18 protein-coding genes are annotated in these 26831 nt (G+C 69.2%); 10 read left to right on the top strand and 8 right to left on the bottom strand.

Annotated elements, in window-relative coordinates; translation table 11 throughout:
- Nucleotides 1–108: 108 nt before the first annotated feature.
- Genes recC through recD form a run of 3 tightly spaced genes read left to right on the top strand, consistent with a single transcriptional unit; the run spans nucleotide 109 to nucleotide 8947 of the window.
- Nucleotides 109–3450, top strand: coding sequence for an exodeoxyribonuclease V subunit gamma (gene recC / locus C1931_RS20040; RefSeq protein WP_108757578.1), 3342 nt, complete (start codon nucleotides 109–111; stop codon nucleotides 3448–3450).
- Nucleotides 3447–7085, top strand: coding sequence for an exodeoxyribonuclease V subunit beta (recB, locus tag C1931_RS20035; protein WP_108757577.1), 3639 nt, complete (start codon nucleotides 3447–3449; stop codon nucleotides 7083–7085). Before recC ends, recB begins: the two co-directional genes overlap by 4 nt.
- Nucleotides 7082–8947, top strand: coding sequence for an exodeoxyribonuclease V subunit alpha (gene recD / locus C1931_RS20030; RefSeq protein WP_108757576.1), 1866 nt, complete (start codon nucleotides 7082–7084; stop codon nucleotides 8945–8947). The genes recB and recD overlap by 4 nt, the downstream gene beginning before the upstream one ends.
- 70 nt (nucleotides 8948–9017) lie before the next feature.
- Here the strand turns inward: recD and C1931_RS20025 are convergent, their stop codons facing one another.
- The 6 genes from C1931_RS20025 to C1931_RS20000 all read right to left on the bottom strand — a co-directional run bounded on the left by C1931_RS20025 (nucleotide 9018) and on the right by C1931_RS20000 (nucleotide 14690).
- A complete protein-coding gene (locus C1931_RS20025) occupies nucleotides 9018–9416 on the bottom strand; it encodes a hypothetical protein (RefSeq protein WP_108757575.1) in 399 nt (132 codons plus the stop codon).
- Nucleotides 9417–9510: 94 nt separating this feature from the next.
- On the bottom strand, nucleotides 9511–11550 hold the full coding sequence (locus tag C1931_RS20020; RefSeq protein ID WP_108757574.1) for an FUSC family protein: 2040 nt from the start codon (nucleotides 11548–11550) through the stop codon (nucleotides 9511–9513).
- A gap of 3 nt (nucleotides 11551–11553) precedes the next feature.
- Nucleotides 11554–13014, bottom strand: a complete 1461-nt coding sequence (locus tag C1931_RS20015) for an efflux transporter outer membrane subunit (RefSeq protein WP_108754650.1) — start codon at nucleotides 13012–13014, stop codon at nucleotides 11554–11556.
- Nucleotides 13011–13925: an HlyD family secretion protein gene (locus C1931_RS20010; RefSeq protein ID WP_199912388.1), complete on the bottom strand. Its 915-nt coding sequence runs from the start codon at nucleotides 13923–13925 to the stop codon at nucleotides 13011–13013. The genes C1931_RS20015 and C1931_RS20010 overlap by 4 nt, the downstream gene beginning before the upstream one ends.
- Complete coding sequence (locus tag C1931_RS20005) at nucleotides 13922–14131, bottom strand: DUF1656 domain-containing protein (RefSeq protein WP_108754648.1); 210 nt, start codon at nucleotides 14129–14131, stop codon at nucleotides 13922–13924. The genes C1931_RS20010 and C1931_RS20005 overlap by 4 nt, the downstream gene beginning before the upstream one ends.
- Before the next feature lie 103 nt (nucleotides 14132–14234).
- Nucleotides 14235–14690, bottom strand: a complete 456-nt coding sequence (locus C1931_RS20000) for a MarR family transcriptional regulator (protein WP_108751397.1) — start codon at nucleotides 14688–14690, stop codon at nucleotides 14235–14237.
- A 766-nt stretch (nucleotides 14691–15456) separates the two neighbouring features.
- Here C1931_RS20000 and folE point away from each other — a divergent pair.
- The 4 genes from folE to C1931_RS19980 all read left to right on the top strand — a co-directional run bounded on the left by folE (nucleotide 15457) and on the right by C1931_RS19980 (nucleotide 21738).
- Nucleotides 15457–16068 carry a GTP cyclohydrolase I FolE gene (gene folE / locus C1931_RS19995; RefSeq protein WP_108751396.1) on the top strand — a complete coding sequence of 204 codons (612 nt, stop codon included), beginning with the start codon at nucleotides 15457–15459 and terminating at the stop codon, nucleotides 16066–16068.
- A gap of 115 nt (nucleotides 16069–16183) precedes the next feature.
- Nucleotides 16184–17653 (top strand): DUF3375 domain-containing protein, encoded by a 1470-nt coding sequence (locus C1931_RS19990; protein ID WP_108757572.1) that lies wholly within the window; start codon nucleotides 16184–16186, stop codon nucleotides 17651–17653.
- Complete coding sequence (locus tag C1931_RS19985; RefSeq protein WP_108757571.1) at nucleotides 17640–18341, top strand: DUF4194 domain-containing protein; 702 nt, start codon at nucleotides 17640–17642, stop codon at nucleotides 18339–18341. The genes C1931_RS19990 and C1931_RS19985 overlap by 14 nt, the downstream gene beginning before the upstream one ends.
- A gap of 16 nt (nucleotides 18342–18357) precedes the next feature.
- Nucleotides 18358–21738 carry an SbcC/MukB-like Walker B domain-containing protein gene (locus tag C1931_RS19980; protein ID WP_108754644.1) on the top strand — a complete coding sequence of 1127 codons (3381 nt, stop codon included), beginning with the start codon at nucleotides 18358–18360 and terminating at the stop codon, nucleotides 21736–21738.
- 88 nt (nucleotides 21739–21826) lie between these two features.
- Here C1931_RS19980 and C1931_RS19975 read toward each other — a convergent pair whose 3' ends face one another.
- On the bottom strand, nucleotides 21827–22606 hold the full coding sequence (locus tag C1931_RS19975; RefSeq protein ID WP_108751672.1) for a sulfite exporter TauE/SafE family protein: 780 nt from the start codon (nucleotides 22604–22606) through the stop codon (nucleotides 21827–21829).
- 83 nt (nucleotides 22607–22689) lie between these two features.
- Here C1931_RS19975 and C1931_RS19970 point away from each other — a divergent pair, with 83 nt between their 5' ends.
- Nucleotides 22690–23082, top strand: a complete 393-nt coding sequence (locus tag C1931_RS19970; protein WP_108757825.1) for a YchJ family metal-binding protein — start codon at nucleotides 22690–22692, stop codon at nucleotides 23080–23082.
- Between the two features lie 3 nt (nucleotides 23083–23085).
- Here C1931_RS19970 and C1931_RS19965 read toward each other — a convergent pair whose 3' ends face one another.
- Nucleotides 23086–24366, bottom strand: a complete 1281-nt coding sequence (locus C1931_RS19965; protein WP_108757570.1) for a GGDEF domain-containing protein — start codon at nucleotides 24364–24366, stop codon at nucleotides 23086–23088.
- Nucleotides 24367–24507: 141 nt separating this feature from the next.
- On the opposite strand from C1931_RS19965, the gene egtB reads away from it, so the two are divergent.
- Both egtB and egtD read left to right on the top strand, forming a co-directional pair.
- Complete coding sequence (egtB, locus tag C1931_RS19960) at nucleotides 24508–25779, top strand: ergothioneine biosynthesis protein EgtB (RefSeq protein WP_108757569.1); 1272 nt, start codon at nucleotides 24508–24510, stop codon at nucleotides 25777–25779.
- On the top strand, nucleotides 25776–26756 hold the full coding sequence (egtD, locus tag C1931_RS19955; RefSeq protein WP_108757568.1) for an L-histidine N(alpha)-methyltransferase: 981 nt from the start codon (nucleotides 25776–25778) through the stop codon (nucleotides 26754–26756). Before egtB ends, egtD begins: the two co-directional genes overlap by 4 nt.
- Nucleotides 26757–26831: the final 75 nt, after the last annotated feature.

Genomic DNA, 26831 nt, shown 5'->3' with positions numbered 1-26831 from the left:
CCATGCCGCCTGCGCGGCCGGGACAATGCCGCGGTACCCCGGAACAATCCGTGCCGGTCCTGCCGGTACACCATTGAATAGCGGCGGTCGTGCGGCACACTGTGCACGATGAGTGACCCCGGCAACGATTTCCGTCTCTACCATTCCAACTCCCTGGATGTGCTGGCCGCGCTGCTGGCGCGCAACGTCCGTGCGCCGGTTCCCGGCCAGCCGCTGCTGGCCCCGGAGGTGGTGCTGATTCCCCAGGTGGCCATGCGCCGCTGGCTGCAGGCCACTCTGGCGGCCGAGTATGGCGTAGCGGCGAACCTGGAGTTCCTCACCCCGGGCGAGTTCGTTGCCCGCGCCCTCAACGCGAACGTGCCCGGTGAAGCCGACGACCTGGACGCGGCCGGGCTGCACTGGAAACTGTACCGCGCCCTGCGCGATCCGTCGCTGTTGGCCCAGCCGGCGATGCGCGCGCTGCAGTCCTACCTGGCCGGTGGCGACACCCTGAAGCCCTGGGCGCTGGCCGGCGAACTGGCCGCGGTCTTCGAGAAGTACCAGGCCTGGCGCCGCGACTGGCTGCTGCGCTGGGATGCTGGCGCCGACCCGGACGATCCGCAGGCGATCCTGTGGCGGGCCATCGCCCATGGCCAGGGCTACCGCGCGCGGCGCATCCAGGACTACCTGGATCGCTACGAAGGCGCGGGCAAGCCGCTGCCGCAGGGCCTGCCGCCGCGCCTGTCGGCCTTCGCCACGTTGAACATCTCGCCAGATGTGCTGCGGGTCATGGCCACCCAGTCGCGCGTGGGCGAGATGCACTTCTATATGCCGACCCCGGTGCAGTCGTACTGGGGCGATCTGCAGACGCTGGCCGAGCGCCTGCGCAGCGGTGCACCGGACCCGTTCGGCGAAGCCGCCGGCGAAAACCGCCTGCTGGAAGCCTGGGGCGCCGCCGGCCGCGACTTCATGGCGGTGCTGGGCAGTTACGAAGTGGTGCACCCGGCCGGCGAGATCGCCGCCTATTCCGACCCGGAAGAAGACACCCGGCCCACGTTGGCCGACGGCGGCCTGGCCGACAGCCTGCTGCACCGCCTGCAGCGCGATCTGTTCCACCGCCGCGCGTTGCCGTCGGGGGAACTGCGCGACGGCCTGCACAGCGATGACCCGAGCCTGCAGGTGCACGCCTGCCACACCCGGCTGCGCGAACTGCAGGTGCTGCACGACCAGCTGCGCGCGCTGCTGCAGGACCCGCGCTTCGATCCCCCGCTGCAGCCGCGCGACATCGCGGTGCTGGCGCCGGACATCGACCCTTACGTGCCGTACCTGGAAGCGGTGTTCGGCGGCCGCAGCGGCGAAGAAGACCACATTCCCTATGCATTGGCCGACAGCAGCCCGCTGGCCGGTGAGCCGCTGGCCGATGTGTTCGTGCACCTGCTGGGCCTGCCGGTATCGCGTTTCGGCCTGAACGAGATCCTGGATCTGCTGGCCAGCGCGCCGTTGGCAGAGGCTGCGGGCCTGGAGGCGGTGGATTTCGACCGCCTGCACGGCTGGCTGCAGCAGGCCGGCGCGCGCTGGGGTATCGACGCCAACCACCGCGGGCAGATGCAGGCGCCGCGCGATGACGCCTATACCTGGCAGTTCGCGCTGGACCGGCTGCTGCTGGGCCACGCCACCGGCAGCGACGTCGATCTGGCCGGTGTGGCGCCCTGGACCGAACTGGAAGGCGGTGCGCTGGACGCGCTGGACCGGCTGCTGCGCCTGTTGCGTGTGCTGGCGGTGTACCAGCGCCGACTGGGTGACACGCTCACCCCGGCACAGTGGCGCCAGCGCCTGCTGGCCCTGCTCGATGCGCTGCTGCCCGAAGCGCCCACCTCACCCAACAGCCAGCGCGCACTGGAGCGACTGCGCAAGCTGCTGAACCAGTTTGCCGACGATGCCACCCGCGCTGGCTTCGAAGAGGGTGTGCCACCGGAGGTGGTGCGTGCGCACTTCGCCGGTGCGCTGTCCGAAGCCGATACCCGCGCGCCGCTGCTGACCGGTGGCATCAGCTTTGGCCGCATGGTGCCAATGCGCCTGCTGCCGTTCCGGGTGATCTGCGTGCTGGGCCTGAACGATGGCGACTTCCCGCGCCGCGACCCGGCTGCCGGCCTGAACCAGCTCACCGCCGAACTGGATACGCCGCGCCGTCGCCCGGGTGACCGTTCCACCCGCGAGGATGACCGCTTCCTGTTCCTGCAGTTGTTCGCCGCCGCCCAGGACGTGTTCTATCTGAGCTACCTGGGGGCGGACCCGCGCGATGGCAGCGTGCGTGAACCTTCGGTGCTGGTCAGTGAACTGATCGACGCCGCGGCCGCCTACCACCAGGACCCCGCCACGGCCACGCGTGACTTCACCGTGCGCCACGCGCTGCAGCCGTTCTCGCCGGCCGCGTTCGGCGAAGGCGATGGGCGCCGCTTCAGTTACCGCCGGCAGTGGTACCCGGCGGCCGGGCGCCTGTCCGGCCAGCGCAGTGGACTGCCCGCGTGGTTCGACGCGCCGCTGCCACCGCCGCTGGACGATGCGGTGGAAGCGGAGGTGGCACTGGATGCGCTGCGCCGCTTCCTGTGCGACCCGGCCGGACAGTTCCTGGCCCAGGCACTGGGCCTGCGCCTGGCCGACGAGGTCGAGGAGGTGGATGACCTGGAACCGCTGGTGCTGTCCTCGCGCGGGCCGGACAAGCGCAGCGTGCAGGCTGCCGTCGTGCGCGCCACCCTCAGCGGCGATGCCGAGCCGCTGTACCCGCGCCTGCGCGCGCGTGGCCTGCTGCCGTCCGGTGCGCTGGGTGAACGCCAGTTCGACGCCGAACAGCTCAAGACCCGCCCCTATGCCAGCGCGATGCTGGGCTGGATGCGTGGGCAGCCGCTGGAAAGCCGCCGCTACGACGTGGATATCGACGGCGTGCGCCTGCATGGCCGGGTGGCCGACCGCCATCCCGAGGGACTGGTGCGCCTGCGTGCCGGCACGCTCAACGGCAATGCGGTCATCCGCCAGGGGCTGGATTGGCTGCTGGCCAATGCCGCCGGCGATGCGCTGCCGCTGGTGCAGTTCCACGATGGCGGCGACGCCGGCCCCGGCCCGCACCTGCTGCCTGCGCTGAGCGTGTCCTCGGCGCGCGCCGCCCTGCGTGCGCTGCTGCAGCTGCGCCAGCGCGGCCTGCGCGAGCCGCTGCGCTTCGCCCCGTACACCGGCTGGGTGCTGTTCACCGCGCCCGTGGAAAAACAGCGCAGCGAAGGCTGGAAGCAATGGCACGGCAGCGACCGCAGTTGGGGCGAAGCGAACAGTGATGCCTGGCAACTGCTGTTGCGGGGTGCCGATCCCTTTGCCGATGACGACAGCTATGCCGATCTGCTGCGCAACAGCCAGATCGTGTTCGGTGCGGTACGTGACGGGCGCGGTCCCGCTGGCACCGGCAAGGAGGCCGACGCATGAATACACCCGTTGATCCCTACCTGCTGCTGCCGCTGCACGGTATCGGCCTGATCGAGGCCAGCGCCGGCACCGGCAAGACCTTCACCCTGGCCACCCTGTTCACCCGCCTGGTGGTGGAACAGCGCCTGCGCATCGGCCAGATCCTGGCGGTGACCTTCACCGATGCGGCCACCCAGGAACTGCGCAAGCGCATCCGCGAGCGCCTGGCGTTGGCCGCGCGGCTGGTGGACCTGCCGCCGGCCGCCGACGAGGCCCCCGACGCGCTGCTGACCCGGCAGGTGCTGCAGCGGCATCTTGATGGCGGCAGCGAAAGTGCGGCCGCCCTGCAACGCCGCCTGCAGGTCGCCGCCGACGAGATCGACCTGGCCTCGATCTTCACCATCCATGGCTTCTGCACGCGCGTACTGCGCGAATACGCACTGGAAAGCGGGCATACCTTCGATCCGCCGGAACTGCTGGCCAGCGACCGCGAACTGCTGGAGGAACTGGCCGCGGACCTGTGGCGCGTGCACGCCAACGACCCGGCCACGCTGGAACCGCTGACCTGGCTGTGGTCGCACCCCGATGCGCTGGCCTCGGACCTGCGTGCGCTGCTGGCCTCGCCACCGCTGTACCCGCGCCCGCAGGTGGTGGCGGTGGACGACCCGCGCCCGGCCCTGCAGAGCGCGGCGGCAGAACTGTCGCTTGCCGTGCGCGAGCATGGCGAACAGTTCTTCCTGGATCTGTGCGAAGCAGTCGACAACAAATGGATCAACGGCGTGTCCTACAAGCTGGGCTGGCTGCACCCGCTGGGCCGGCAGCTGCTGGCCTGGGGCGAGCGCGGCGATGCGACCGAACTGCTGTCCAGCGAGCGTCTGCCGGCCCTGCTGCCCGATGCGCTGGCGGCCAAGACCAACAAGAAGTTCGTCGATCGCACGCCGTCCTCGCCGCTGCAGGCACCGCTGCAGCGCTACGTGGCGCTGCTGGACCAGCGCGAGCAATGGCTGCGCGGCACCGCACTGAACTTCCTGCATGCCCTGCGCGAGGAGGCCGCCCAGCGCCTGGCCGCACTCAAGCGCACGCGCCGGGTACAGACCTATGACGACCTGATCGACGGCGTGGCCCAGGCGCTGGAGGGGCCGCAGCGGCTGGACCTGGTGCGCAAACTGCGCCAGCAGTACCGCATTGCCCTGGTCGATGAATTCCAGGACACCGACGATCGCCAGTGGGGCATCTTCCACACGGTGTTCGGTGATTCGGCCGAGGTGCACACCCTGGGCCTGGCACCGGCGCTGTTCCTGATCGGCGACCCGAAGCAGGCCATCTACGGTTTCCGCGGCGGTGACATCCACACCTACCTGAAGGCCAAGCAGGCCGCGCAGCCGGCGCCGCCGTTGGACCAGAACTTCCGTTCGCGGCCCTCGGTGCTGCGCGCGCTGCAGGCGCTGTATGACAACGGTGGCGACGAGGCCTTCCTGGAGGCGGGTATCGGCTTTGAGCCGGTGCGCCCCGGTGGCGTGCGCAGCGATGACGATTACCTGCGTGATGGTGCAGCGGCACCGGCACTGACCCTGCGCGTGCTGCGCAGTGACGGCGACAAGGCGCTGGGCGCCGACGCCTCGCGCGCGGCAGCGACCCAGGCCTGCGTGGCCGCCATCCACCAGACCCTGGTCGACGCCCGCGCCGGCGCGGCGGTGCTGCGTGGCCGGCCGGTGCAGCCCGGTGATATCGCCGTGCTGGTGCGTTCGCACCGCGAGGCAACGCTGGTGCAGCGCGCGCTGGCCGCGGTGGGCATTCCCGCCGTGGCCGCCGGCAAGCAGAGCCTGTTCGCCACCCGCGAGGCCCGCGATCTGCGCGCGTTGCTGCTGGCCTTGCTGCAGCCGGCCGACGAAGGGCGGCTGCGCGCCGCGCTGGCGACCGTGCTGCTGGGCCAGCCCGCCAGCGCGATCGCCAGCATGGAGCGCGAAGGGGACCTGCAGCGTGGCTTCCAGACCCAGCTGCTGCATTGGCGCGAGCGTTGGCAACGCGGCGGCCCCTTCGCCGTGGTGGCCGATGTCTGTGCCGCGCAGGGCGAACGCCTGCTGGCCCTGATCGATGGCGAGCGCCGGCTGACCAACTACCTGCAGCTGGGCGAACTGCTGCAGGAAGCCTCGGCGCAGGCACTGGGCATGCATGGCCTGCTGGACTGGCTGCAGGGGCAGATGGTCCATGCCGACCAGAACGACGAACAGCAGCTGCTGCGCCTGGAATCGGATGCGCGGCGGGTGCAGATCATCACCCTGCACAAGAGCAAGGGCCTGGAATACCCGCTGGTGTACCTGCCGTTCGTTGGCATCGACGGCGGCGCGTCCAACAACGCAGCGCACTGCACCGTGCACGTGGACGGCCAGCGCCAGCTGCACTGGAAGCTGGACAAGGACGAGGCCTGGGAGGCCGCCAGCGGCCAGCGCGAACGCGAACAGCGTGCCGAGGACGCCCGCCTGCTGTACGTGGGCCTGACCCGCGCCGAGCACGCGCTGTGGATCGCCATCGGCGACCTTGCCGGGTTGGGCAAGACCCGCCTGGCGCCGCTGCTGGGCGATCTGCAGACCCTGCGCACGCATGCCGACGTCTGCATCGACGACAGCGCGCCGGTGCTGCGCCTGCCGCAGTTGCCGACCGAACAGGAAGGCGACCTGCCGGCCGTGCGCAGCCTGACCCGGCGCGTACCGCACGACTGGTGGGTGTACAGCTTCACCCAGCTCGCGCACGCCGACGCCGGCAACGATGTCGAAGCGGCCGCCACCGAACTGCCGGCACCGGCCGCCGATGAACCCGCCGGCGCCGAGCTGCCACTGGAACCGGCCTTGCCCGAAGCGGCCGCCGCCGATGCAGAGCCGCCGGACCCGCGCTTCATGGGCAGTCGTTTCGGCAACGTGCTGCATGAGGCGCTGGAAAACGTCGACTTCGCTGCGTGGGGTAGCTGGACGCCCGAGCAGCCCGCGCCCGAAGGGCAGGCCGCGCTGCTGCGCAAGGCCCTGCACGATGAAGGCTATGCCGACCAGGATCTGGACGATGGCGTGGCCGTGCTGGTGCCGCTGGTGGGCCACACGCTCACCGTTGGCCTTCCCGAGGGCGGTGCCCTGCACAGCCTGGGCGAGGGCGAGCGCCGCGCAGAAATCGAGTTCCACTTCGCCATCGAACCGACCAGTGTGCCGGCGCTGCTGCAGCTGCTGCACGCCCATGGCATTGCCAGCGCCCGCCGTGGCTTCGGCCTGCGCCGCCGGCTGGAAGGGCTGATGACCGGCAAGATCGACCTGACCTATGTGCGCGATGGGCGCTGGTACGTGCTCGACTACAAATCCAACCGCTTGCCGGGCTACAGCCCGGACCTGCTGCAGATCGCCATGCGCCACAGCGAATATGACCTGCAGGCGCTGATCTACACCGTGGCCCTGCACCGCTGGCTGCGCTTCCGCCTGGGCCGCGCCTACGACTACGCGCGTGACATGGGCGGCATCCGCTATCTGTTCTGCCGCGGCCTGGACGGCAATGGCAACGGGGTCCATGTCGACCGCTTCGCACCCGAGCTGGTGGATGGGTTGGACGCGCTGTTTGCCGGTGGCGACGCTGCCCATGCCGCACTGGCCGCGCGTGCGATCGGAGCCAGCGCATGAGCACCAGCCTGCTGAAACAGCTGTACGTGGGCCGCCACCTGCGCACGCTCGACCATGCCCTGGCCACCAGCCTGCTGCGGTTGCGCGACGATACGCCCGATGCAGTGGCGGTGGCTGCCGCGCTGGCCTCGCTGGCGGTATCGCAGGGCCATGCCGGTTTCGATCCGGCGCAGCCCGGTCGCCTGATCGAGGGTGTGACCGCGTGGCCGCCGCCGCCGCAGTGGCTGGCCCAGCTGCGGGCCTCGCCCTGGGTGGCACAGCCCGATGACCCGGACGCCGCTGCCGATGAGGCACCGCTGGTGCTGGAAAACGGCCTGGTGTACCTGCGCCGCTACCGCGAATACGAGCGGCAGCTGGCCGCCGGGCTGCAGCGCATCGGCCGGCACCCGCTGCCGGCGCCGGACATGGCCGCGCTGGCGCCCTTGTTCGCGCGTCTGTTCCCCGCCGCCGCCACGCAGGAAGACCACCAGGCACGTGCGGCCGGGGTGACCCTGCGCCACCCGCTGGCGCTGGTCACCGGCGGCCCCGGTACCGGCAAGACCACCACCATCGCCCGCCTGTTGCTGCTGCTGGCCGCGCAGGCCCTGCAGGCGGGGCAACCGGCACCGCAGGTGGCCCTGGCCGCACCCACCGGGCGTGCCGCCGAGCGCATGGCCGAGAGCCTGCGTCTGGCCGTGCAGCGGCTGCAGGAAGCAGGGCTGGACCCGGCGCTGTGTGCGGCATTGCCGAGCACCGGCACGACCCTGCATCGCCTGCTCGGCGTCATTCCCGATTCGCCGCGCTTCCGCCACCACGCCGACAATCCACTGCCGGTGGATGTGGTGGTGGTGGACGAAGCATCGATGATCGATCTGCCACTGATGGCCAAGCTGGTCGATGCCATTGCCAGCGGTACGAGGTTGATCCTGCTGGGCGATCCGGACCAGTTGCCCTCGGTGGAAGCTGGCGATGTGCTCAGCGCGATCCTGCGCGCCAGTGGCGATGGCAGCGGCACTCGTGCCGACGACGCGCAGGCCCTGCACGGTTTGCTGGCCGCGCCCACCCTGCAGCCGCAGGCACCGCCACGCGCCTTCGCTGGCCGCCGCGTGCAGTTGCAGCGTGGCTATCGGCAGAGTGATGCGCTGCAGCTGGCACCGCTGGCCCAGGCCGTGCGCGAAGGTGACAGCGGCGCCGCCCTGGCCCTGCTGCGCGACGGCGGCCTGTCCGGGGTCAGCTTCCACGAACACGATGCCGATCCGCTGCGCGGCCAGCGCGACCACCTGCTCGCGCACTGGCGCGCGCTGGCCGAGGCCGACGACCCCGGCCGCGCGCTGCAGCAGGCCGGCCGCCTGCGCGTGCTCACCGCACTGCGCGAAGGCCCGCAGGGCGCGCGCGGTCTCAACAGCCGCATTGAGCAGCTGCTGGCCGGCAACACGCCCGGTTACTTCCAGGGCCGTCTGCTGCTGATCACCGAAAACAGCTATCGGCACCGGCTGTTCAACGGTGATATCGGCATCTGCCTGCGCGACCCGCAGGGTGCGATGGCCGCCTGGTTCCCCGGCGACACGCTCGACCAGCCCCGCGCCTTCCATCCGGCCGCACTGCCCGCGCACGAAAGCGCCTTCGCGATGACGGTGCACAAGGCACAGGGTTCGGAATTCGATGAGGTCTGGCTGCAGTTGCCGCGGCAGGACAGCCGCGTCCTGTCGCGCGAACTGGTCTACACCGGCCTGACCCGCGCCCGCCAGCGCCTGCACCTGGCCGGCAGCGAAGACGTGCTGGTGGCGGCGCTGAAGCGCCACGCCAGCCGCCTGGGCGGCCTGGCCTGGCGGCTGGGCGCAGAAGCGGGGTCGGATCCCGTTCCCGACGGGAACGGGCTCTGACCCCATCGCGCCGAAGACGTTGACGTTGCTGTTGATTTGGCAGGTGCAGGGCGCCGCCCTGCCGCCACGTTCATTCCGCGATCAGCACCAGGCCATCGGGGAAGACGATCGCAGCTTCATCGGCGCTGAGATCGAAGAAGCCCACGCCGTGCTGTTCGGCCAGGTCCTGCACGCGGCCATGCGCGCGCTCGGCCACCGAGTACGCAAAGGCGCCGTAAATCACCTGGCGGCCGATGCTGTAATCAGTCACTTCGGGGCGGTCGTCATCATCGTTGCTCAGCGGACCATTCATCGGCGGGAACTCCCGCGCCATGTCCGCAAACCAGGCCTGCAGCGCCGGGCTGCTGACCGCCGGGTCGTCGTACTCGTGGTTCTCGCCCCATTGCACCTGCTTTTCGAACCAGGCGATGAAGGCCGCCGCCTCGCGAGGGGCGGCGCTGGCCTCGAAGACCATCATGTCGTAACTCATTGAACCGTCCTGTTGTCGGGGCGAAAGGCCGCCGGGCATGGCCCGGCGCTACCGGGTAGCGATGGTAGCGCCGGGCCATGCCCGGCGGATCGCCTTACATGGACGGCGCGCCGGCGTCCGCCACGCCCGGTGCCAGCGCCTTGGCTTCGGGGAACAATGCGAAGCGCACCCCGACCAGGCCCATCAGCGCTTCATCGCGCGCCTTGCAGGCGGCCACGTTGCCCACGCGGCCCAGCGAGGCATCCAACCGTTCGCGCAGCGCTTCGCTGGCGGCGATCGGTCGACGTGCCGCCACCTGGCGCCGGTAGTGCGCGGCCAGTTCTTCCAGGATGTGTTCCACCGCTTCGCGGCTGCGTTCCGGCAGTTCCAGCCGGGCACGGCGCAGCTGCAGGATGTTCAGACCAATGCGCGCCTCGTTGAGCATGTCCACCGAGGCGATGTCGCTGCCTTCCGGCGTTGCCGCCAGGCGCGGCGCCAGCAGACCCAACAGATCCAGCATGCGCGCGGCGAAGCGCTGGCGATCCTGCTGGCCGCGCCCTTCGGCGGCCTCGGCCAGCGTGGTCCAGCCTTGCCGCACCAGCCGGCGCGCGGTCCATTCGGCACCCACCGAACGGAACAGGCGGGTCATCACCACGGCAAAGCCAATACCGATGAACATCGCGATGGACGAGTTGAGGAAGCTCTGGATGTTGGCGCTGTAGGTGTTCTGCAGGCTCAGCAGCGCGGCCAGGTTCACCGTCAGCGGCAGCGCGAACAGCGCGCTCTTGGGGTGGTGCAGCAGCAGGCCCAGCGGCAGGAACGCCACAGCCAGCACCAGCGCCAGCAGGCCGAAGTCATGCACGGCCGGGAATACGCCGAACAGATACACGCCGGCCACCAGCGATGCGACGATGGCCCAGACCAGGAACGAGACCATGCTCGGCGCCGGATCATCCTGTGCGGCGAAGAAGGCCGCCGTCACCGCCGCCATCATCGCGCCGTTGCCACCGCCCTCCCAGCCCAGGCCAATCCACAGCACGCAGTAGCTCATCAGGGCCACGCCGGCGCTGAGCGCGGAGAACAGCGCCATGCCGTAGTCCACGTGCTTGTCGGTGGCCACGCGCTCGGTGCGGATGCGGTAGTGCGCGCGGTCCAGCGGTGCGGTGCCGTGGTCGATGGCGTGCTGCAGGGTGCGGCAGTCCTGCCACAGGTCCACCAGCTCCTCCAGGCGCAGCAGCAGGCTGGCCAGCTGCAGGTGCTGCAGGTCGCGGTCCACCTGCGGCTTCAGGGCGCTGATGCGGGCGTGCAGGCGCGCGTAGTCGCTGGCGCTGGCAGGGGTGTCGATCCACGCGCGGATATCGTCCACCAGTTCCGGCAGGCCCTGCGGCAGTACCTGGCCGTGGCTGCGCAACGCGCTCAAGCGGTCGGCAATGGACGACAGCACCGGCAGCAACAGCAGCATGCGCTCACGCAGCCGTTCCATCGAAACGGCGGAGCCGGCATGGCGTGGATCGTCGCGGCGCAGGAACTCGATCAGGGCCTCGAACTGCACCAGATCGGCGGCCAGCCGGTTGCGCGGCGCATGCGCGCGGCCGCGCTCCAGGATCTGCCGGCACCACTGCGCGGCGTCCTCCATCCAGTTGTTGATGCGCCCGCGCAGCATCGGCCGCACCGAGGCGGGGAACAGCAGCGAAGCGAACAACACCGCCACCACCGTGCCGAGGATGATCTCCTCACTGCGCGCCACCACCGTGTCGAAGATCGTTTCCGGTGAGGTGACGGCCGGGAAGCCGATGAAGGCGGTGGTGTAGCCGGCCAGCAGGAACGCATAGCCGCGTGGGCCGCGGTTGAGCAGGGCCAGGAACAGGCAGGCGGCCAGCCAGATCGACATGGCCGCGCTCAGCACCATCGGCGTTTCCACCAGCGCCGGCAGTACCAGCAGGGTGGCCAGGCCGGCCACCAGGGTGCCAACAATGCGGTACACGCCCTTGGCCCGGGTCGGGCCCAGCAGCGGCTGGCTGACGATGTACACCGTGCCCATCGCCCAGTACGGGCGGGACAGGTTGCCGGCCATGGCGATGTACAGCGCCGCGATCGCGGCCAGGTAGGTCTTGATCGAAAACAGCCACGCCTGGCGGTCGGTCAGTCCGTCCATCGCTTACTTCGCCGGGGCCTGTGCGGTGGCGGGGGCAACCGTGGTCTGCCAGCCGCCGCCCAGCACCAGGAACAGATGGATCTGGTCGCGCGACACCTGCGCTTCGGCGGCGGCCAGGGTGGCATCGCTGGTGGCCAGGCTGCGGTCGGCATCCAGGCTGGACAGGTACGGCGTGCGCCCACCCTGGTACAGCCGGCGGTTCTGCTCGGCGGCCAGCGCGGCCTGCTGTTGCGCTTCGCGCAGTGACTGCAGGCGGCGCAGGTCCTGTGCATAGCGGTCCAGTGCGGTCTGGGTCTCGCGCAGGGCCTGCAGCACCGCATGGTCGAACTCGGCCAGGGCGGCATCGGCACCGGCTTCGGCGGCGTGGATGCGCGCATGCGTACCCGAAGACGGCAGCGTCCAGGAGATCAGCGGGCCGATCGACCACTGCTGGGTCATCGGCGTGCCGAAGTCCTCCAGCAGGCCGGCCGCGCCCAGCGAGGCGCCCAGGCGGATGTCCGGGTACAGCTCGGCCGTGGCCACGCCGATACGCGCGGTGGCCGAGGCCAGCTTGCGTTCGGCCTGGCGGATATCGGGGCGGCGCTGCAGCAGGGCGCGGCCATCACCCACCGGCAGCGGCTGCGCCAGGCGTGGCGCATCGGCGCAGTCGATCACCCCGGCAGGCAGCTGGCCAGGGGTCTGGCCCAGCAGGGCGGCCAGCGAATAGGCCGCGGCCGATCGCTGTGCGCGCAACGGCGGCAGCGCGGCCTCCAGCAGGGCGACCTGAGCATTGGCGCGGGCCAGCTCCGGCGGCGTGCCACGGCCGGCATTGATCAGCCGCTGGGTGACCGAACGGCTGCGCTGCTGCAGCTGCAGCGAATGCTCGGCCACGTGCAGTTCGTGGTTGGCGTGGCAGATTTCCAGGTAGCTGTCGGCCACTTCGGCGACCACGCTCACCTGGGCCAGGTCGCGCGCGGCGGCCACAGATTGCTCGTCGGCGTGTGCCGCCTCGGCACCGCGCTTGAGCTTGCCGAACAGATCGAACTGGTAGCTGACGGCGAACTTGCCGTCGGCCAGGTTGATCACCGGCAGTTCGTGTTCCTGCAGGAACGACTCGGCTGACAACTGTGCGCGGCTGATGCCGGCCTCGGCTTCGTACTCGAAGCCACCGGCATCCATCGCCTGCTCGTACACGGCGGCGGCACGGCGCAGGTGCGCATCGGCCGCCTTCAGCTCGACGTTGTCACGCAACGCCTGGGTGATCAGCCCGTCCAGCACCGGGTCGTTGTACAGCGACCACCAGCGGTCGGGCAGCGCCTGGTTGGCGGCCACGTCCGGGTTCTGGGTGTCGATGAAGGCTGCATTGGCCTGCGGGCGCTTGAACGCCGAGCCTTCCGGCAGGGCGTAATCCGGGCCCACGGTCTTGCAGGCCGCCAGGCTGGCCAGGGCGACGATCAGGCCGAGACGGGGCAGGGTGGTGTTCACAGGCCCGCCTGTGTCGGCGTGGCGCCGGCCTTGTCTGCGTGCTTGCTGTGGGTGTCGACGGTCACCGTTGCGGTACGGCCGGAGATCAGCTGCACGCCTTCGGGGACCTCGTCGATGGCGATGCGCACCGGGATGCGCTGCGCCAGCCGCACCCAGTCGAAGGCCGGGGTTACGTTCGGCAGCAGGCTGCTGCCGTTGCTGCGGTAGCGGTCTTCGATGCCGGCGGCGATGCTTTCCACGTGGCCGGTCAGCGCGATGTCCTCGCCCATCAGGCGGATGTCCACGCGCTGGCCCGGGGCCACGCCACGCAGGCGGGTTTCCTCGAAGTAGCCATCGATGCGGAACGAGCCGGTATCCAGCAGCGCCAGCACCGGCTTGCCGGCCACCACATAGTCGCCCACGCGCATGGTGCGGTCGTTCACCCGGCCATCGGCCGGGGCGCGCACTTCGGTGCGGGCCAGGTTCAACTCGGCCAGATCCACGGCGGCCTGTGCGGTGGCCAATGCGGCCTGCGCGGCCTGCAGCTTGGCCCGGCGCACTTCGGCGTCCTCGGCGGCCACCAGGTCCTGCAGGCTGCGGTCGCGGCCGATCTCGCGGCGCAGCTGGGCCACCGAGGCCTGGCGTTCGGCCAGGCTGGCGCGGGCCTGTTCCAGGGCGATGCGGTAGCGCGCGCGGTCGACCACGAACAGCAGATCGCCCTTCTTCACGGCTTGGTTGTCGGCCACGTCCACGGCCTCCACCAGCCCAGAGACATCCGGCGCCACCTGCACCACGTCGGCACCGACGTGGGCATCGCGGGTCCACGGCTCATCCATGTAATAGACCCAGAGCTGGCGCAGCACCAGCAGGGCAACGATCACGGCGGCACCGGTGAGCAGCACCGGCAGGGTCTTTTTCACGATCTTGTTCACGATTGCATCCAACGCAGAAGGTGGAACAGCGCACCCAGCACGATGCCGTACAGGGCCAGGTTGAACAGTGGCGGGTGCCAGACATGGCGATAGGCGCCGGCACGCTGCAGCAGCGCGTGCAGGCCGCTGTTGACCAGGTAGGCCAGCAGCATCAGCCCGAGCAGGGTCGGGACGAACACTCCGTGGAGACTGAATTCACCGGGCATCGGTAGGGGGGGCGGTAGTAGGGAAGGGGAAGGAGCAACAACAACAACGCGACAACGCCGCTGGCGCGTCCACGGCAGCGGCGCACGCAGGGGCAGTGCGGGCTTACGTGATGCGGTCGGCGGCCTCGCCCAGCAGGCGCCATGCCTTCAGCACGGCGTGCAGTTCATCCATGGTCAGTTCGCCGAACACGTCCTGGCGCAGGCCGATCAACTGTTCTTCCAGCTCGCGCACCAGGGTCTGGCCTTCATCGGTCAGCCACAGCAGGTTGGCGCGGCGGTCGCTGGCATCGCTTTCGCGGCGGACCAGATCGCTGGCGCACAGCTTGTCCAGCAGGCGCACCAGCGAGGGACCTTCCATGCCCAGTTGCTGGGCCAGCGCCACCTGGCGGATGCCACCGCCGGAGCGGCCGATCATCAGCAGGGGCATGGTGCAGGCGGTGGAGATGCCGTAGCTGCCCAACCGGCTGTCAGCCAGGCGCTGCCACTGCCGCCCTGCGTACAGCAGGCCGGAGCTGAGCTGCATCTGCAGCCGGGTGCGCTCGTCGAGGGGTCGGTCCATAAGAGATAGATAGGATACTACTAATTTCATTCCTATCAATAGGTTTTGCTGAATGGGTGGGTTGGGGGGGGTACTGAGGAAAGCGTTGCGCCTCGTGTGCTGTCGGTTGGGGTGGTGCAGGGCCGGATGGTCCAGGACACGCCGTAAACCCCCCTTCGGGGGCCGGCCCAGCCGCTGGCGGCTGGGCGTTCGGGCGCTTGCGAGGCATGCCTCGCAAGCAAAGCGCCCTCACCCATGGGGGCTCGTAGGCGCCTTGCTCGTGTGCGCAATCCTGCGCACACGGCAAGACCGGGGTTGGGCGTCCTGCCCAACCCGCCCGAGGCATGCCTCGGGCCCATGGCGCCTGCGGTCCTGGCCCATCCGGCCCTGCGCCACCCATCCATCACCCCGCGGGCGCGGTGGGTTGGCTCTTTAAAGGCAAAAGCAGAAGCAGTGCGGACCAACGGTCCGCACCCACCACAGCAGCGGCGCGAGGTGCTTCCGAAGCCATGAACCCCAGCTTTTGACCCCGCTTTCGGGCGGTCCAGCCGCGCCCGCAGGAAACCGTCAGGGAGTTGCGGGGGAGGGCCGGCAGGACCGCAGGCGCCATGGATGGCGCCTACGAGCCTACAGGGACGTACTTGCGGCGTGTCCTGCCTGCCCTCCCCCGCAACTCCAGACCGATAACAGGAAGGCGTCGCAAGAACACCCGATGAACCGTCCCCACAGGACGACCCACCCCCCGGTCGGGTACGATGCTCGCCCCCCGTTCGGGACGCTGTACGCAATGAGCAAGAACAACGAAAAGGCCGCCCCGCAGGGCGATGTGACCCAGGACCAGGCCGAGGATGCGGTGCGCACCCTGCTGCGCTGGGCCGGCGAGGACCCGTCCCGTGAAGGCCTGCTGGATACCCCGCGCCGCGTGGCCGAGGCCTATGGCGACTGGTTCAGCGGCTACCGCGACGACCCGCGTGCCTACATGGAACGCACCTTCGAGGAAGTGGCCGGCTACGACGAACTGATCGTGCTGCGCGACATCGAATACGAAAGCCACTGCGAACACCACATGGCGCCGATCATCGGCCGCGTGCACGTCGGCTACCTGCCGGCCGGCAAGGTGGTGGGCATCAGCAAGCTGGCCCGCGTGGTCGAAGCCTACGCCCGTCGCTTCCAGGTGCAGGAAAAGATGACCGCGCAGATCGCCCAGTGCATCCAGGACGTGCTGCAGCCGATCGGCGTGGGCGTGGTCGTCGAAGGCGCCCATGAATGCATGACCACCCGCGGCATCCACAAGCGTGGCGTCAGCATGGTCACCTCCAAGATGCTGGGCAGCTTCCGCGACGACGCGCGTACCCGCGCCGAGTTCCTGCGCTTCATCGAAGTGGGCACCAAGCGCTGAGCCGCTTGCCTGCGCCCCGCCGGCCCGCCGTGGCCGGCCGCGCCCGCGCGGCCGCATTGCATGCGGCCGCCTGCGGCTGCCTTCCGCACCCCGCCAACCTGATCACTGTCGCTGCATGAAGCACCGCGAACGCATCTCCCGTTACCGCACCCTGCGCGAACAGCCGCAGTGGAAGCTGCTGGCTGCCGACCATGCTCCGGAAATCATCGGCCTGTTGCAGGGCCTGCTGATGGACGGCGAGCGCACGCTGCCCTCGGCGGTGCTGCACGAACGCCTGCAGCGCGCCCTGGACCAGCTCAACAGCGATGAACTGTCGCGCGACCTGCCGCGTACCGCGCAGGCCTACATCGCGCACTGGCTCGCCCAGGGCTGGCTGGAGCGCCGCCTGCCCGACGGCGCCGACCAGGAACAGTACGAACTGTCCACCCCCGCGCTGCAGGCCATCCGTTTCGCCGACAGCCTGGAACAGGCCCGCGTGGCCGCCACCGAAAGCCGTCTGGCGCTGGTGATCGAACAGCTCTCGCAGCTGGCCGCACAGACCGAATCGGACCCGGACGCGCGCCTGTCCGCGCTGCGCGACGAGCGCGACCGCATCGATGCGGAGATCGCCCGCGTCAGCGCTGGCCGGGTGATTGCCCTGGACGGCAAGCGCGCGCTGGAACGCACCCGCCAGATCATCGGCCTGGCCGACGAACTGACCGAAGACTTCCGCCGCGTGCGTGATGACTTCGAGCAGCTCAACCGCGATTTCCGCGAGCGAATCATCGACGACGAAGGCGAGCGCGGCGACGTGCTGTCGCAGCTGTTTGAAGGCGTGGACGTGATCGGCGAGAGCGATGCCGGCCGCAGCTTCCAGGCGTTCTGGCGGCTGCTCAACGATGCCGAACAGAGCGCCCAGCTCGATGCCGCGCTGGAAGCGGTGCTGGCGCGTGGCTTTGCCCGCCGCCTGGACCGCAACGAACGCAACTTCCTGCGCAGCTTCACCAGCACCATGCTCGAGCGTGGCGGCCAGGTGCACGACGTACTGCAGAACTTCGCGCGCAGCCTGCGCGGTTTCGTGCAGAGCCGTGGCTACCTGGAACAGCGCCGCTTGAACCAGCTGCTGAAGCAGGCCCAGTCCGAAGCGCTGGCGCTGCGCGACGAATTCCCGGCCCAGCGCGGCATCGGTCGCGACCTGCAGCTGACCACCAGCCGCCTGCGTTCGTGGTCGCAGTGGAAGCTGCACGATCCGCGCAGCGCGCAGGTCGATGGCAACGTTGAATACAACGATGCGGCCAGCATCAGCCTGGAAAGCGTGGGCGACCTGGTGGCCTCGTCGGAAATCGACTTCCGCACCCTGCGCCGTGACCTGCACGATCTGCTGGACGCGCAGCCGCGCCTGAGCATTGCCCAGGCACTTTCGCAGCGCGAAGCCCCGCAGGGCCTGGGCAGTGTCATCGGCTACCTGTCGCTGGGCACGCGTTTTGGCAACGTGGTGGCTGGCGAGCAGGAGCTTGCGCAATGGCGCGGCGGCGACGGCCAGGTACGCCGCGCACGTATTCCGCTGGTTTGGTTCACCCAGGAGAGACGCCATGAGCTGGCATGAAGACCCCATCGAAGCAGCGGCGGACGACCTGGTCGAAGACGCCTACGAAGCCGAACCGGCACCGGCGGCCTCGCAGCCGCGCCGCGGCAACGATGTCTATTACATGGGCGACACCGGTCGCCTGCCGCTGGATGCGCGCCGCGCGCTGTGCCAGCTGCTGATCGGCCCCAGCATCGACCAGCTGCGCCACGCCAAGCTGTGGCCGGCGCTGATCCGCAGCGAAGCCGGCATCCGCTCGGCGCTGGCCGATCTGTTCCTGGAACTGGTGCTGGACCGCGACAGCGGCGTGGCGTTCACCCGCCAGGCCGACACCGAAGACGTGGATGCGCCGGTGCTGCTGCGTACCTCGCCGCTGACCTTCATCGACTCGGTGCTGCTGCTGTTCCTGCGCCAGCAGTTGGCCGAGGCAGACGCGCGTGGCAACCGTGCCGTGGTCGCCGATGCCGAGATGGCCGAAGCACTGGCCATCTATGAAAAGAACCTGTCCACCGACCGCGCCGGCTTCAACCGCCGCGTGGCGTCGGCCGTGCAGAAGATGAAGGACAACCACATCCTGACCCGCCTGAGCGGCCAGGAAGACCGCCACGAAGTCTCGCCGGCGCTGAAGCTGCTGTTCTCCGCCGAAGACGTGTCCCAGCTTTCGGCGGTCTACCGCCAGCTGCGCGAAACCCCGGCCGCCGAGGCCTGAGAGACCCGACCACCGCATGGCCATTTCCAAGCACACTCCCGCCCTGTTCAACGACGGCCTGCCCGACCCGCGCCTGCAGCAGTTCCGCATGCGCCGCCTGCAGGTGCACAACTGGGGCACCTTCAACGGCCTGACCGAAGTGCCGATCGCCGAGCGTGGCTTCCTGTTCGTCGGCCGCTCCGGCTCGGGCAAGTCCACCCTGCTCGATGCGATGTCTGCGCTGCTTACGCCGCCGGCCATCGTCGACTTCAACGCCGCCGCCCGCGAAGCCGAGCGCAGTGGCCGCGACCGCAACCTGGTGTCGTATGTGCGCGGCGCCTGGGCCGACCAGCAGGACAGTGGCACCGGCGAAATCGCCACCCAGTACCTGCGCAAGGGCGCCACCTGGACCGCCCTGGTGCTGGAGTACCGCGCCGGTGACGGCCGCGTGGTCAGCCTGGTGCGCCTGCTGTGGATCTCCGGCAACGGCACCTCGGCCGGCGATGTGCGCAAGCACTACATGATCGCCGAGCGTCCGTTCGACATCGCCAAGGACCTGGGCGGCTTCGACCTGGACCTGCGCAAGCTGAAGCAGAAGCTGGCCGACGTCCACCATTTCGACACGTTCTCTGGCTATGCAGAGCGCTTCCGCGACCTGCTGGGCATCGACAACGAGATGGCGCTGCGCCTGCTGCACAAGACCCAGTCTGCCAAGAACCTGGGCGACCTGAACGTCTTCCTGCGCGACTTCATGCTCGATACGCCGCGCACCTTCGATGCGGCCGAGCGCCTGGTCAGCGATTTCGCCGAACTGGATGGCGCGCACCAGGCCGTGGTGACCGCGCGTCGCCAGGTGGAAACTCTGCTGCCGGCGCGCGCCCACTACAACGACCTGAAGGAAATGTCGCGCCAGCGCGGCGACGACGAAGCCCTCAAGCTGGGCATCGACAGTTTCCGCGAAAGCCGCCGCCAGCTGCTGATCGAAGCGCGCCTGCGCGAGATGGACGTGCGCGACCGCGGCCTGCTGGGCGAGGAATCGCAGCGGCGTGCCGCGCTGGACAACCACACCGAGCGCCTGGCCGAACTGGAACTGCAGCGCCGCCAGCAGGGCGGCGAACGCATCGAGGAACTGGAACGCGAGCAGGGCCGCGCAGAAGCCGAGCGCGACCGTCGCCTGGCCAAGTACAACCAGGCCCGCGAGGCCGCGCAGAAGCTGCAGGCCGAACTGCCCGACGATGCACACGGCTTTGCCGAGCTGGTCGCGCAGGCGCAGACCGAACTGCAGGACCGCCAGCGTGCCTCCAGCGCCCTGGACGATGCGATCAGCGACCGCCTGGGCGGCAAGCGCGATGACGAACGCCGCTTCAGCGAAGTGCGTGGTGAACTGGAGGCGATGCAGCGCACGCCTTCGAACATTCCCGCGCCCATGCAGAAGCTGCGCGCGCGCCTGGCCGAAGAGACCGGCATTTCCGAAGCGGCACTGCCGTTCGTCGGCGAGCTGATCCAGGTACGTTCGGACGAACAGGCCTGGCAGGGTGCCATCGAGCGTGTGCTGGGCGGCTTCGCGCTGTCGCTGCTGGTCGATGACAAGCACTACAACGACGTGGCCGAGTGGGTGAACCGCACCCACCTGGGCATGCGTTTCACCTACTACCGCGTGCGCCGCAACGATGAGGCCTTTGCCCGTGAGCCGTCGGGCCGTTCGCTGCTGCACAAGCTGGAACTGCGCGACCACGTGTTCGAAAGCTGGCTGCGCCGCGAGCTGGGCAAGCGCTTCGACTACGAATGCGTGGATGCCAAGCAGCTGCGCAACGTCGATCGCGGCATCACCCGCGAAGGCCAGGTCAAGCACCCGGGCGACCGTTTCGAGAAGGATGACCGCAGCGCAGTCGGTGACCGCCGCCGCTGGATCCTGGGCTTCAACAACCACGACAAGGTCGGTGCGTTCGAGAAGGAAGCGCAGGAACTGGCCAAGCGCATCGCTGGCTGCGAGACCGACATCGCGCGCCTGCGTGGCCAGCGTGACCGTGACAACGAACGCCGCCTGGCCTGCCATGAACTGGTGGGCATCAGCTGGAACGAGATCGACATCGCCGCCCCGCAGCAGCGCGTGGCCGATATCGAAGCCAGCCTGCGCGACCTGCGCGAAGGCAATGCCGACTTGGCCCGCCTTGCGCAGCAGATCGATGCGGTACGCGCCGATATCGAACAGGCCCGCCGCACCTACGAAGACACCCGCGTGGAGCGTGGCCAGCTGGTGCGCGAACGCGACCGCCTGGACCGTGCACGGCAGCAGAGCCGTGCGCTGGTGCTGCCGGCGCTGGCCCAGGAGCAGGAAGCCGGGCTGGCCGAGCGCCTGCAGGAGCAGGGCCCGCTCAGCCTGGAAACTCTGGAAGCGCACATGCGCCAAGTCAGCAACGCGCTGAACGAGCAGTTGTCGTCCTCGCAACAGGACGTCAACCGCGTCGAAAACCTGCTGCTGGGCTGCTTCCGCCGCTTCATCCAACAGTGGCCGGAAGAATCGGGCGACTTCACCGTCTCGGTGGCGTCGGCCGATGATTTCCTGGCCCGTCTGGAACGCCTGGAGCGCGACGGCCTGCCGCAGCACGAAGAGCGCTTCTTCGACCTGCTGCAGAACCAGAGCAAGAACAACCTGCTGGCCCTGCAGCGCCACAGCGCCGAGGCCCGCAAGTCGATCGGCCAGCGCCTGGACGAAGTGAACGCCAGCCTGGAACAGGTGCCGTTCAACCGCGGCACCCTGTTGACCATCGAGCTGAGCGATCGCCGTCTGCCGGAAGTGGGCGAGTTCCACCAGCAGCTGCGTGAAGTCCTGTCGCAGCAGCAGACCGAACAGCGCGAAGTGGCCGAATCGCAGTTCACCGTGCTGCGCCAGCTGGTGAACCGGCTGGGTTCGCAGGAAGGCGAGGACAAGCGCTGGCGCGAACTGGTGCTGGACGTGCGCATGCACGTGGAGTTCATCGGCGTGGAACTGGATGCCGAAACGCGCCAGCAGGTGGAAATCTACCGCAGCGGCGCCGGCAAATCCGGCGGCCAGCGGCAGAAGCTGGCCACCACCTGCCTGGCCGCAGCGCTGCGCTACCAGTTGGGCGGCGCCGACAGCCAGCTGCCCAGCTATGCCGCCGTGGTGCTCGACGAAGCCTTCGACAAGGCCGACAACGAGTTCACCGCGTTGGCCATGAACATCTTCGACAACTTCGGTTTCCAGATGGTGGTGGCCACCCCGCTGAAATCGGTGATGACGCTGGAGCCGTTCATTGGCGGCGCCTGCTTCGTCGAAATCAGCGGCCGCCACGATTCAGGCGTGCTGCTGATCGAGTACGACGAAGAAGGCAAGCGCCTGAAGCTGCCCGAGCGCAGCCGCCAGCAGGCCAGCGAGCCGGAAGAAGCCGACGCCTGATGGGTACGCCGGGCCACGCCCGGCGGCTCTCTACCGCAGAAACAGCGTGCCAACCAAGGTTGGCACCTACCGGGTCATGGCGTCGCGCTCACGCGCCGCGGAACGTGTCCCACGCCATCCGCGCGATCAACACCACCACCAGGCCCACGAACAGCTTGCGGATGAAGGGCGTGCCGCCCTTCAATGCCAGCCGCGTGCCCACCACCGAACCGATGATGTTCGCCGCCGCCATCGGCAGCGCGAACAGCCACAGGATGTTGCCGGTGGGAATGAAGAACGAGATCGCGGCCACGTTGGTGGCCAGGTTCACCACCTTCGATGCGGCCGAGGCGCGCAGGAAGTCCAGGCCGAAGAAGCGAACGAACAGGAAGATCAGGAAGCTGCCCGTGCCCGGCCCGAAGAAGCCGTCGTAGAAGCCGATGGCCGCGCCGATCGCCAGCGCGATCGCCAGCTCGCGGCGGCCGATCTCCTGCGGCCGGTGCAGGGCGCCGAAGTCCTTCTTCCACAGCGTATAGCCCAGCATCGCCACCAGCAGCACCAGCACCAGCGGGCGCACCGCGTCCTTGGGCAACAGGCTGACCGCCGTGGCACCGGCAAAGGAAAACACGAAGGCCGTGGCGGCCGCGAACAGCACCGGCTTCCACGGGAAACGCACGTTGCGCGCATAGCGCCACGCGGCCGCACCGGTGCCGAACATCGAGCTGAACTTGTTGGTGCCAAACAGCATGGCCGGTGTCTGCTGCGGCAGCACCGTGAACAGGCCGGGCAGCTGCACCAGGCCGCCGCCGCCCACGGCCGCATCGACCAGGCCGGCAATGAAGGCGATCAGCACCAGCCACCACAGTTCGGGGGGAATCAGCTCCAGCACGGCCATCAACCACAGCAGCAGGGCGCGACAGCATACGCCCATTGCCGATGGAAGCCCGCGGCGGCCCGCGCGACAATACCGGCATGAAACCCAGCCCTGCCGAAACCTGCCCCTGCGGCCTGGCCGCGCCCTACGCCGCGTGCTGCGGCCGCTACCATGCCGGTGAAGCGGCGCCCGATGCCGAGCGCCTGATGCGGTCGCGCTACAGCGCCTACGTACGCCAGCAGGCCGAGTACCTGCGCCAGACCTGGCACCCCGATACCCGTCCGGCCGAACTGTCGCTGGACGATGCGCCCGGCCAGCGTACCCATTGGCTGGGCCTGACCGTGCACGAACACACCGTCACCGGCGCCGACACCGCCGAGGTCCGCTTCACCGCCCGCTACCGCATCGGCGGCGGCAGCGCGGTGAAAATGACCGAGCACAGCCGTTTCCAGCGCATCGACGGCCGCTGGTACTACCTCGACGCGGTCTGAGGCTCAGCCGGCGCGGACGGCCAGCACACGCTGGCCGCCATGCGCGCAGACCCGGTTGCGGCCTTCTTCCTTGGCGGCATACAGGGCCTGGTCGGCTGCCTTCACCACGCCGGCCGGGCGCGGGTCCACCCGGCTGTCGGCCAGGCCGATGCTCACCGTCACCTGCACCACGGCACCGGCGCCACCGCGCCCGCGCTGCTGCTGCCCGGCGGTGTCGTCACGGCTGCGGGTGCGGCGGTCGCGCAACTGCATGCGGCTGTCCTGGATGTTCTGTCGCAGTGCTTCCACCGCTTCGACACAGGCTTGGGCGGGCCGGTCCAGGAACACCACCGCGAATTCCTCGCCGCCGTAGCGGAAGGCCCGGCCGCCATCGCCCACCCGGGCCAGCCGCGAAGCCACCAGCTTCAGCACGTCATCGCCGGTGTCGTGGCCATGGGTGTCGTTGAACTTCTTGAAGTGGTCCACATCGACCATGGCGATGCTGTAGGTGCCGGCCGCGCGCCGCAGCGTTTCGTTGAAGGCACGGCGCCCGGGCAACCCGGTCAGCTCATCGCGGAACGCCATGTGGAAGGATTCCTGCAGCGTTGCGCCCAGCAACAGCAGCAATGCCGCCACGCTCAGCGCCGGCAGCAGTGCCGGTTGCAGGTAGATGCGCGGCAGCATCCACCACAGGCACAGCAGCGCCAGCAGCATGGCCGTGTGCAGTGGCCGCGGCCGCCGCCACGCCTGCCAGCCCAGCGCCAGCGTGGCCAGCAGGAACAGCAGCGCCGGCAGCTGCGCCAGCGCGTTCCAATCGCGCGGCACCCATTCGAAATGGCGGTTGGACAGCAGGTCGTGCATGCCCTGCGGCTGTTGCGCGGCCAGCAGGATGAAGATGGCCAGCACGGTGCCGCTGGCGATCGCGCGCAGCAGCAGGTCCTGGCGGCGTCGCCCGCGCTCGGGCCACAGCGCGTGGGTGGCGAACAGCAGCGGCAGCCAGGCAGAAATGGCGTGGAAGCGCAGCGGTGTCAGCGCACTCACACGACCCTGCCGCAGGTAGTGCGCCACATCGGGGTGCAGCACGCTGAATACCACCGCCGCCACCAGCAACAGGCACAGGGTGCGCACCTGGTTGTACATCAGCGCCAGTCCGGCGCCCAGGCAGGCCAGCAACCACGGCAGCACGCGCTGCCCGGCACGGGCCACGTCCTCGTTGCCCAAAGTGGCCCACAGCACCAGCGCAACCAGCAGGGCGGGCAGCACGAACAGGTAATGCGCAGGCTGGCGGAGCGGATGATCGGACAAGCGTGGTTCCCGCGCGGTCACGAAGCGGCCGCGGCAAAGCCGTTAGCGGCGTTGCCGCGCGCTTCTTGAATACGCAGCCTGTGAAAGCGGTGCTGGCACGCCATGACGTGGCGCTCACCCACGACGGTCGAAGCTGGCCCCATGCACAGCGCACCTGCCGCCGTCGCTGCCGCGCAGCGTGACCTTGCCCGCCAGTTCGCCCGTATCCGCGGGAGAAGCCTGCAGCTGGCCGCGCCGCTCAGCGCCGAAGACGCAATGCTGCAGAGCATGGACGATGCAAGCCCCAGCAAATGGCACCTGGCCCACACCACCTGGTTCTTCGAACGTTTCGTGCTGGCCAGCCTGCCGGGCCATGCGTGCTGGGATCCCGCCTGGGACTTCCTGTTCAACAGTTACTACAAGTCCCTGGGGCCGGCCCATGCGCGCCCCCGTCGCGGCCTGTTGTCACGGCCCTCGCTGCAGCAGGTCCGGGACTATCGCCAGCACGTGGACGAACAGGTGCTGGCACGCCTGCTCGATGGCGATCTCGGCGAGCACGCCCTGCAGCACCTGCAGCTGGGCCTGCAGCACGAACAGCAGCACCAGGAACTGCTGCTGACCGACATCAAGCACGCGTTCTGGTGCAATCCACTGCAGCCGCCCTACGATGCGTCGCTGGCGGCCGTGGCCAGCGTGCAGACGGCACAGGCCTGGATCGCACGCGAGGAAAGCATCGTGGGCATCGGCGCAGCGCCCTGGCCACGGCAGGCCGCGTTTGCCTACGACAACGAATCGCCGCCGCATCGGGTGCTGCTGCCCGCCCATGCGCTGGCCGACCGTCCCGTCAGCAACGCCGAATACCGCGCCTTCATCGAGGCCGGCGGCTATCGCGAGCCGCAGTTGTGGCTGAGCGAAGGCTGGGCGCTGTGCGAAAGCGAGGGCTGGCAGCACCCGCTGTACTGGCACGACGATCTGCAGCAGGAGTACACGCTTGGCGGCTGGCGCGCGCTCGACCCGCATGCACCGGTCTGCCATCTCAGCTATTACGAAGCCGATGCCTGTGCCCGCTGGCATGGCGCACGCCTGCCCACCGAATTCGAATGGGAAGCTGCGGCGGCGTCGCAGCCAGCGGTCGGTCACTTCGCCGACGATGACCGCCTGCATCCGTACGCGGGGCAGGGCAGCGGCCTGCGCCAGCTGTTCGGCGATGTGTGGGAATGGACCAGCAGCGCCTACGGCGCCTATCCCGGCTTCCGTCCCTTCGCCGGAAACCTGGGCGAATACAACGGCAAGTTCATGTGCGGGCAGTGGGTACTGCGCGGCGGCAGCTGCGCCACCCCGCGCGGCCATGTGCGTGCCAGCTACCGCAACTTCTTCATGCCACCGGCGCGTTGGCAGTTTTCCGGCCTGCGCCTGGCCAAGGATCTTCCATGAGTACCGTACAGGACGCGCTGCAGGCGCTGACCGATCTCACCCCCGGCCGCCAGCAGCTGCTTGCCGATGCCGTGGCCGGCCTCTCGCGGGCGCAGCGACAGCTGCCGTCCAAGTACTTCTACGATGCGCACGGCTCGCGTCTGTTCGAACGCATCACCCACACCCCCGAGTACTACCCCACGCGCACCGAACTGGCGCTGCTGGACCAGGTGCTGCCCGACATCGCGCGGCGGGTGGGCCCGCACGCGCACGTGGTCGAACTGGGCAGTGGCAGTGGCCGCAAGACCGCACGCCTGCTGGATGCACTGCACCAGCCGGTGGCCTATACCCCCATCGAGATCTCGCGCGCAGCCCTGCTGTCCAGCATCGAGCTGCTCGCCCCGGCATTGCCGCACGTGGAAATGTTGCCGGTCTGCGCCGATTTCACCCGCCCGGTGCAGGTGCCGCTGCCGACCTGCCCGGCGGCGCGGCGGCTGGTGTTCTTCCCCGGCTCGACCCTGGGCAACTTTGCCGGCGATGATGCGATCGCCCTGCTGCGTGCCATGCGCCAGACCATGGGCGCGGACGGCCTGGCACTGATCGGCATCGATCTGCACAAGGACCCGGCATTGATCGAAGCCGCCTACAACGACGCCGACGGCATCACCGCCGCCTTCACCCTGAACCTGCTGACCCGCCTGAACCGCGAAGTCGGCAGTGACTTCGATCTGCAGGGTTTCCGCCACCAGGCGCGCTACAGCACCGCCCGCCTGCGCATCGAGACAGATCTGGTCAGCCAGTGCGAGCAGGACGTGCATCTGGATGGCCGCACGTTCCACTTCCAGGCAGGTGAACCCATCCGGGTCGAGTACAGCCACAAGTACACCGATGCCAGTTTCGACCACCTGCTGCAGCAGGCCGGCCTGGAGGCCGTTGCCCACTGGAATGCATCCGACCCGGCGTACGGCCTGCGCCTGCTGCGCGCCAGCGCCCAGTGACGGCAGCGCCGGGCGCTGTCCGCCGGCGGCGCGTTACCATGGCCAAGTAACGGCAACACGGAGGACGCCATGCCC

It is taken from the genome of Stenotrophomonas sp. YAU14A_MKIMI4_1, assembly GCF_003086855.1.
Lineage (GTDB): Bacteria > Pseudomonadota > Gammaproteobacteria > Xanthomonadales > Xanthomonadaceae > Stenotrophomonas.
The sequence above is the reverse complement of the archived record's forward strand: the minus strand, read 5'-3'. Positions and strand labels throughout refer to the sequence as shown.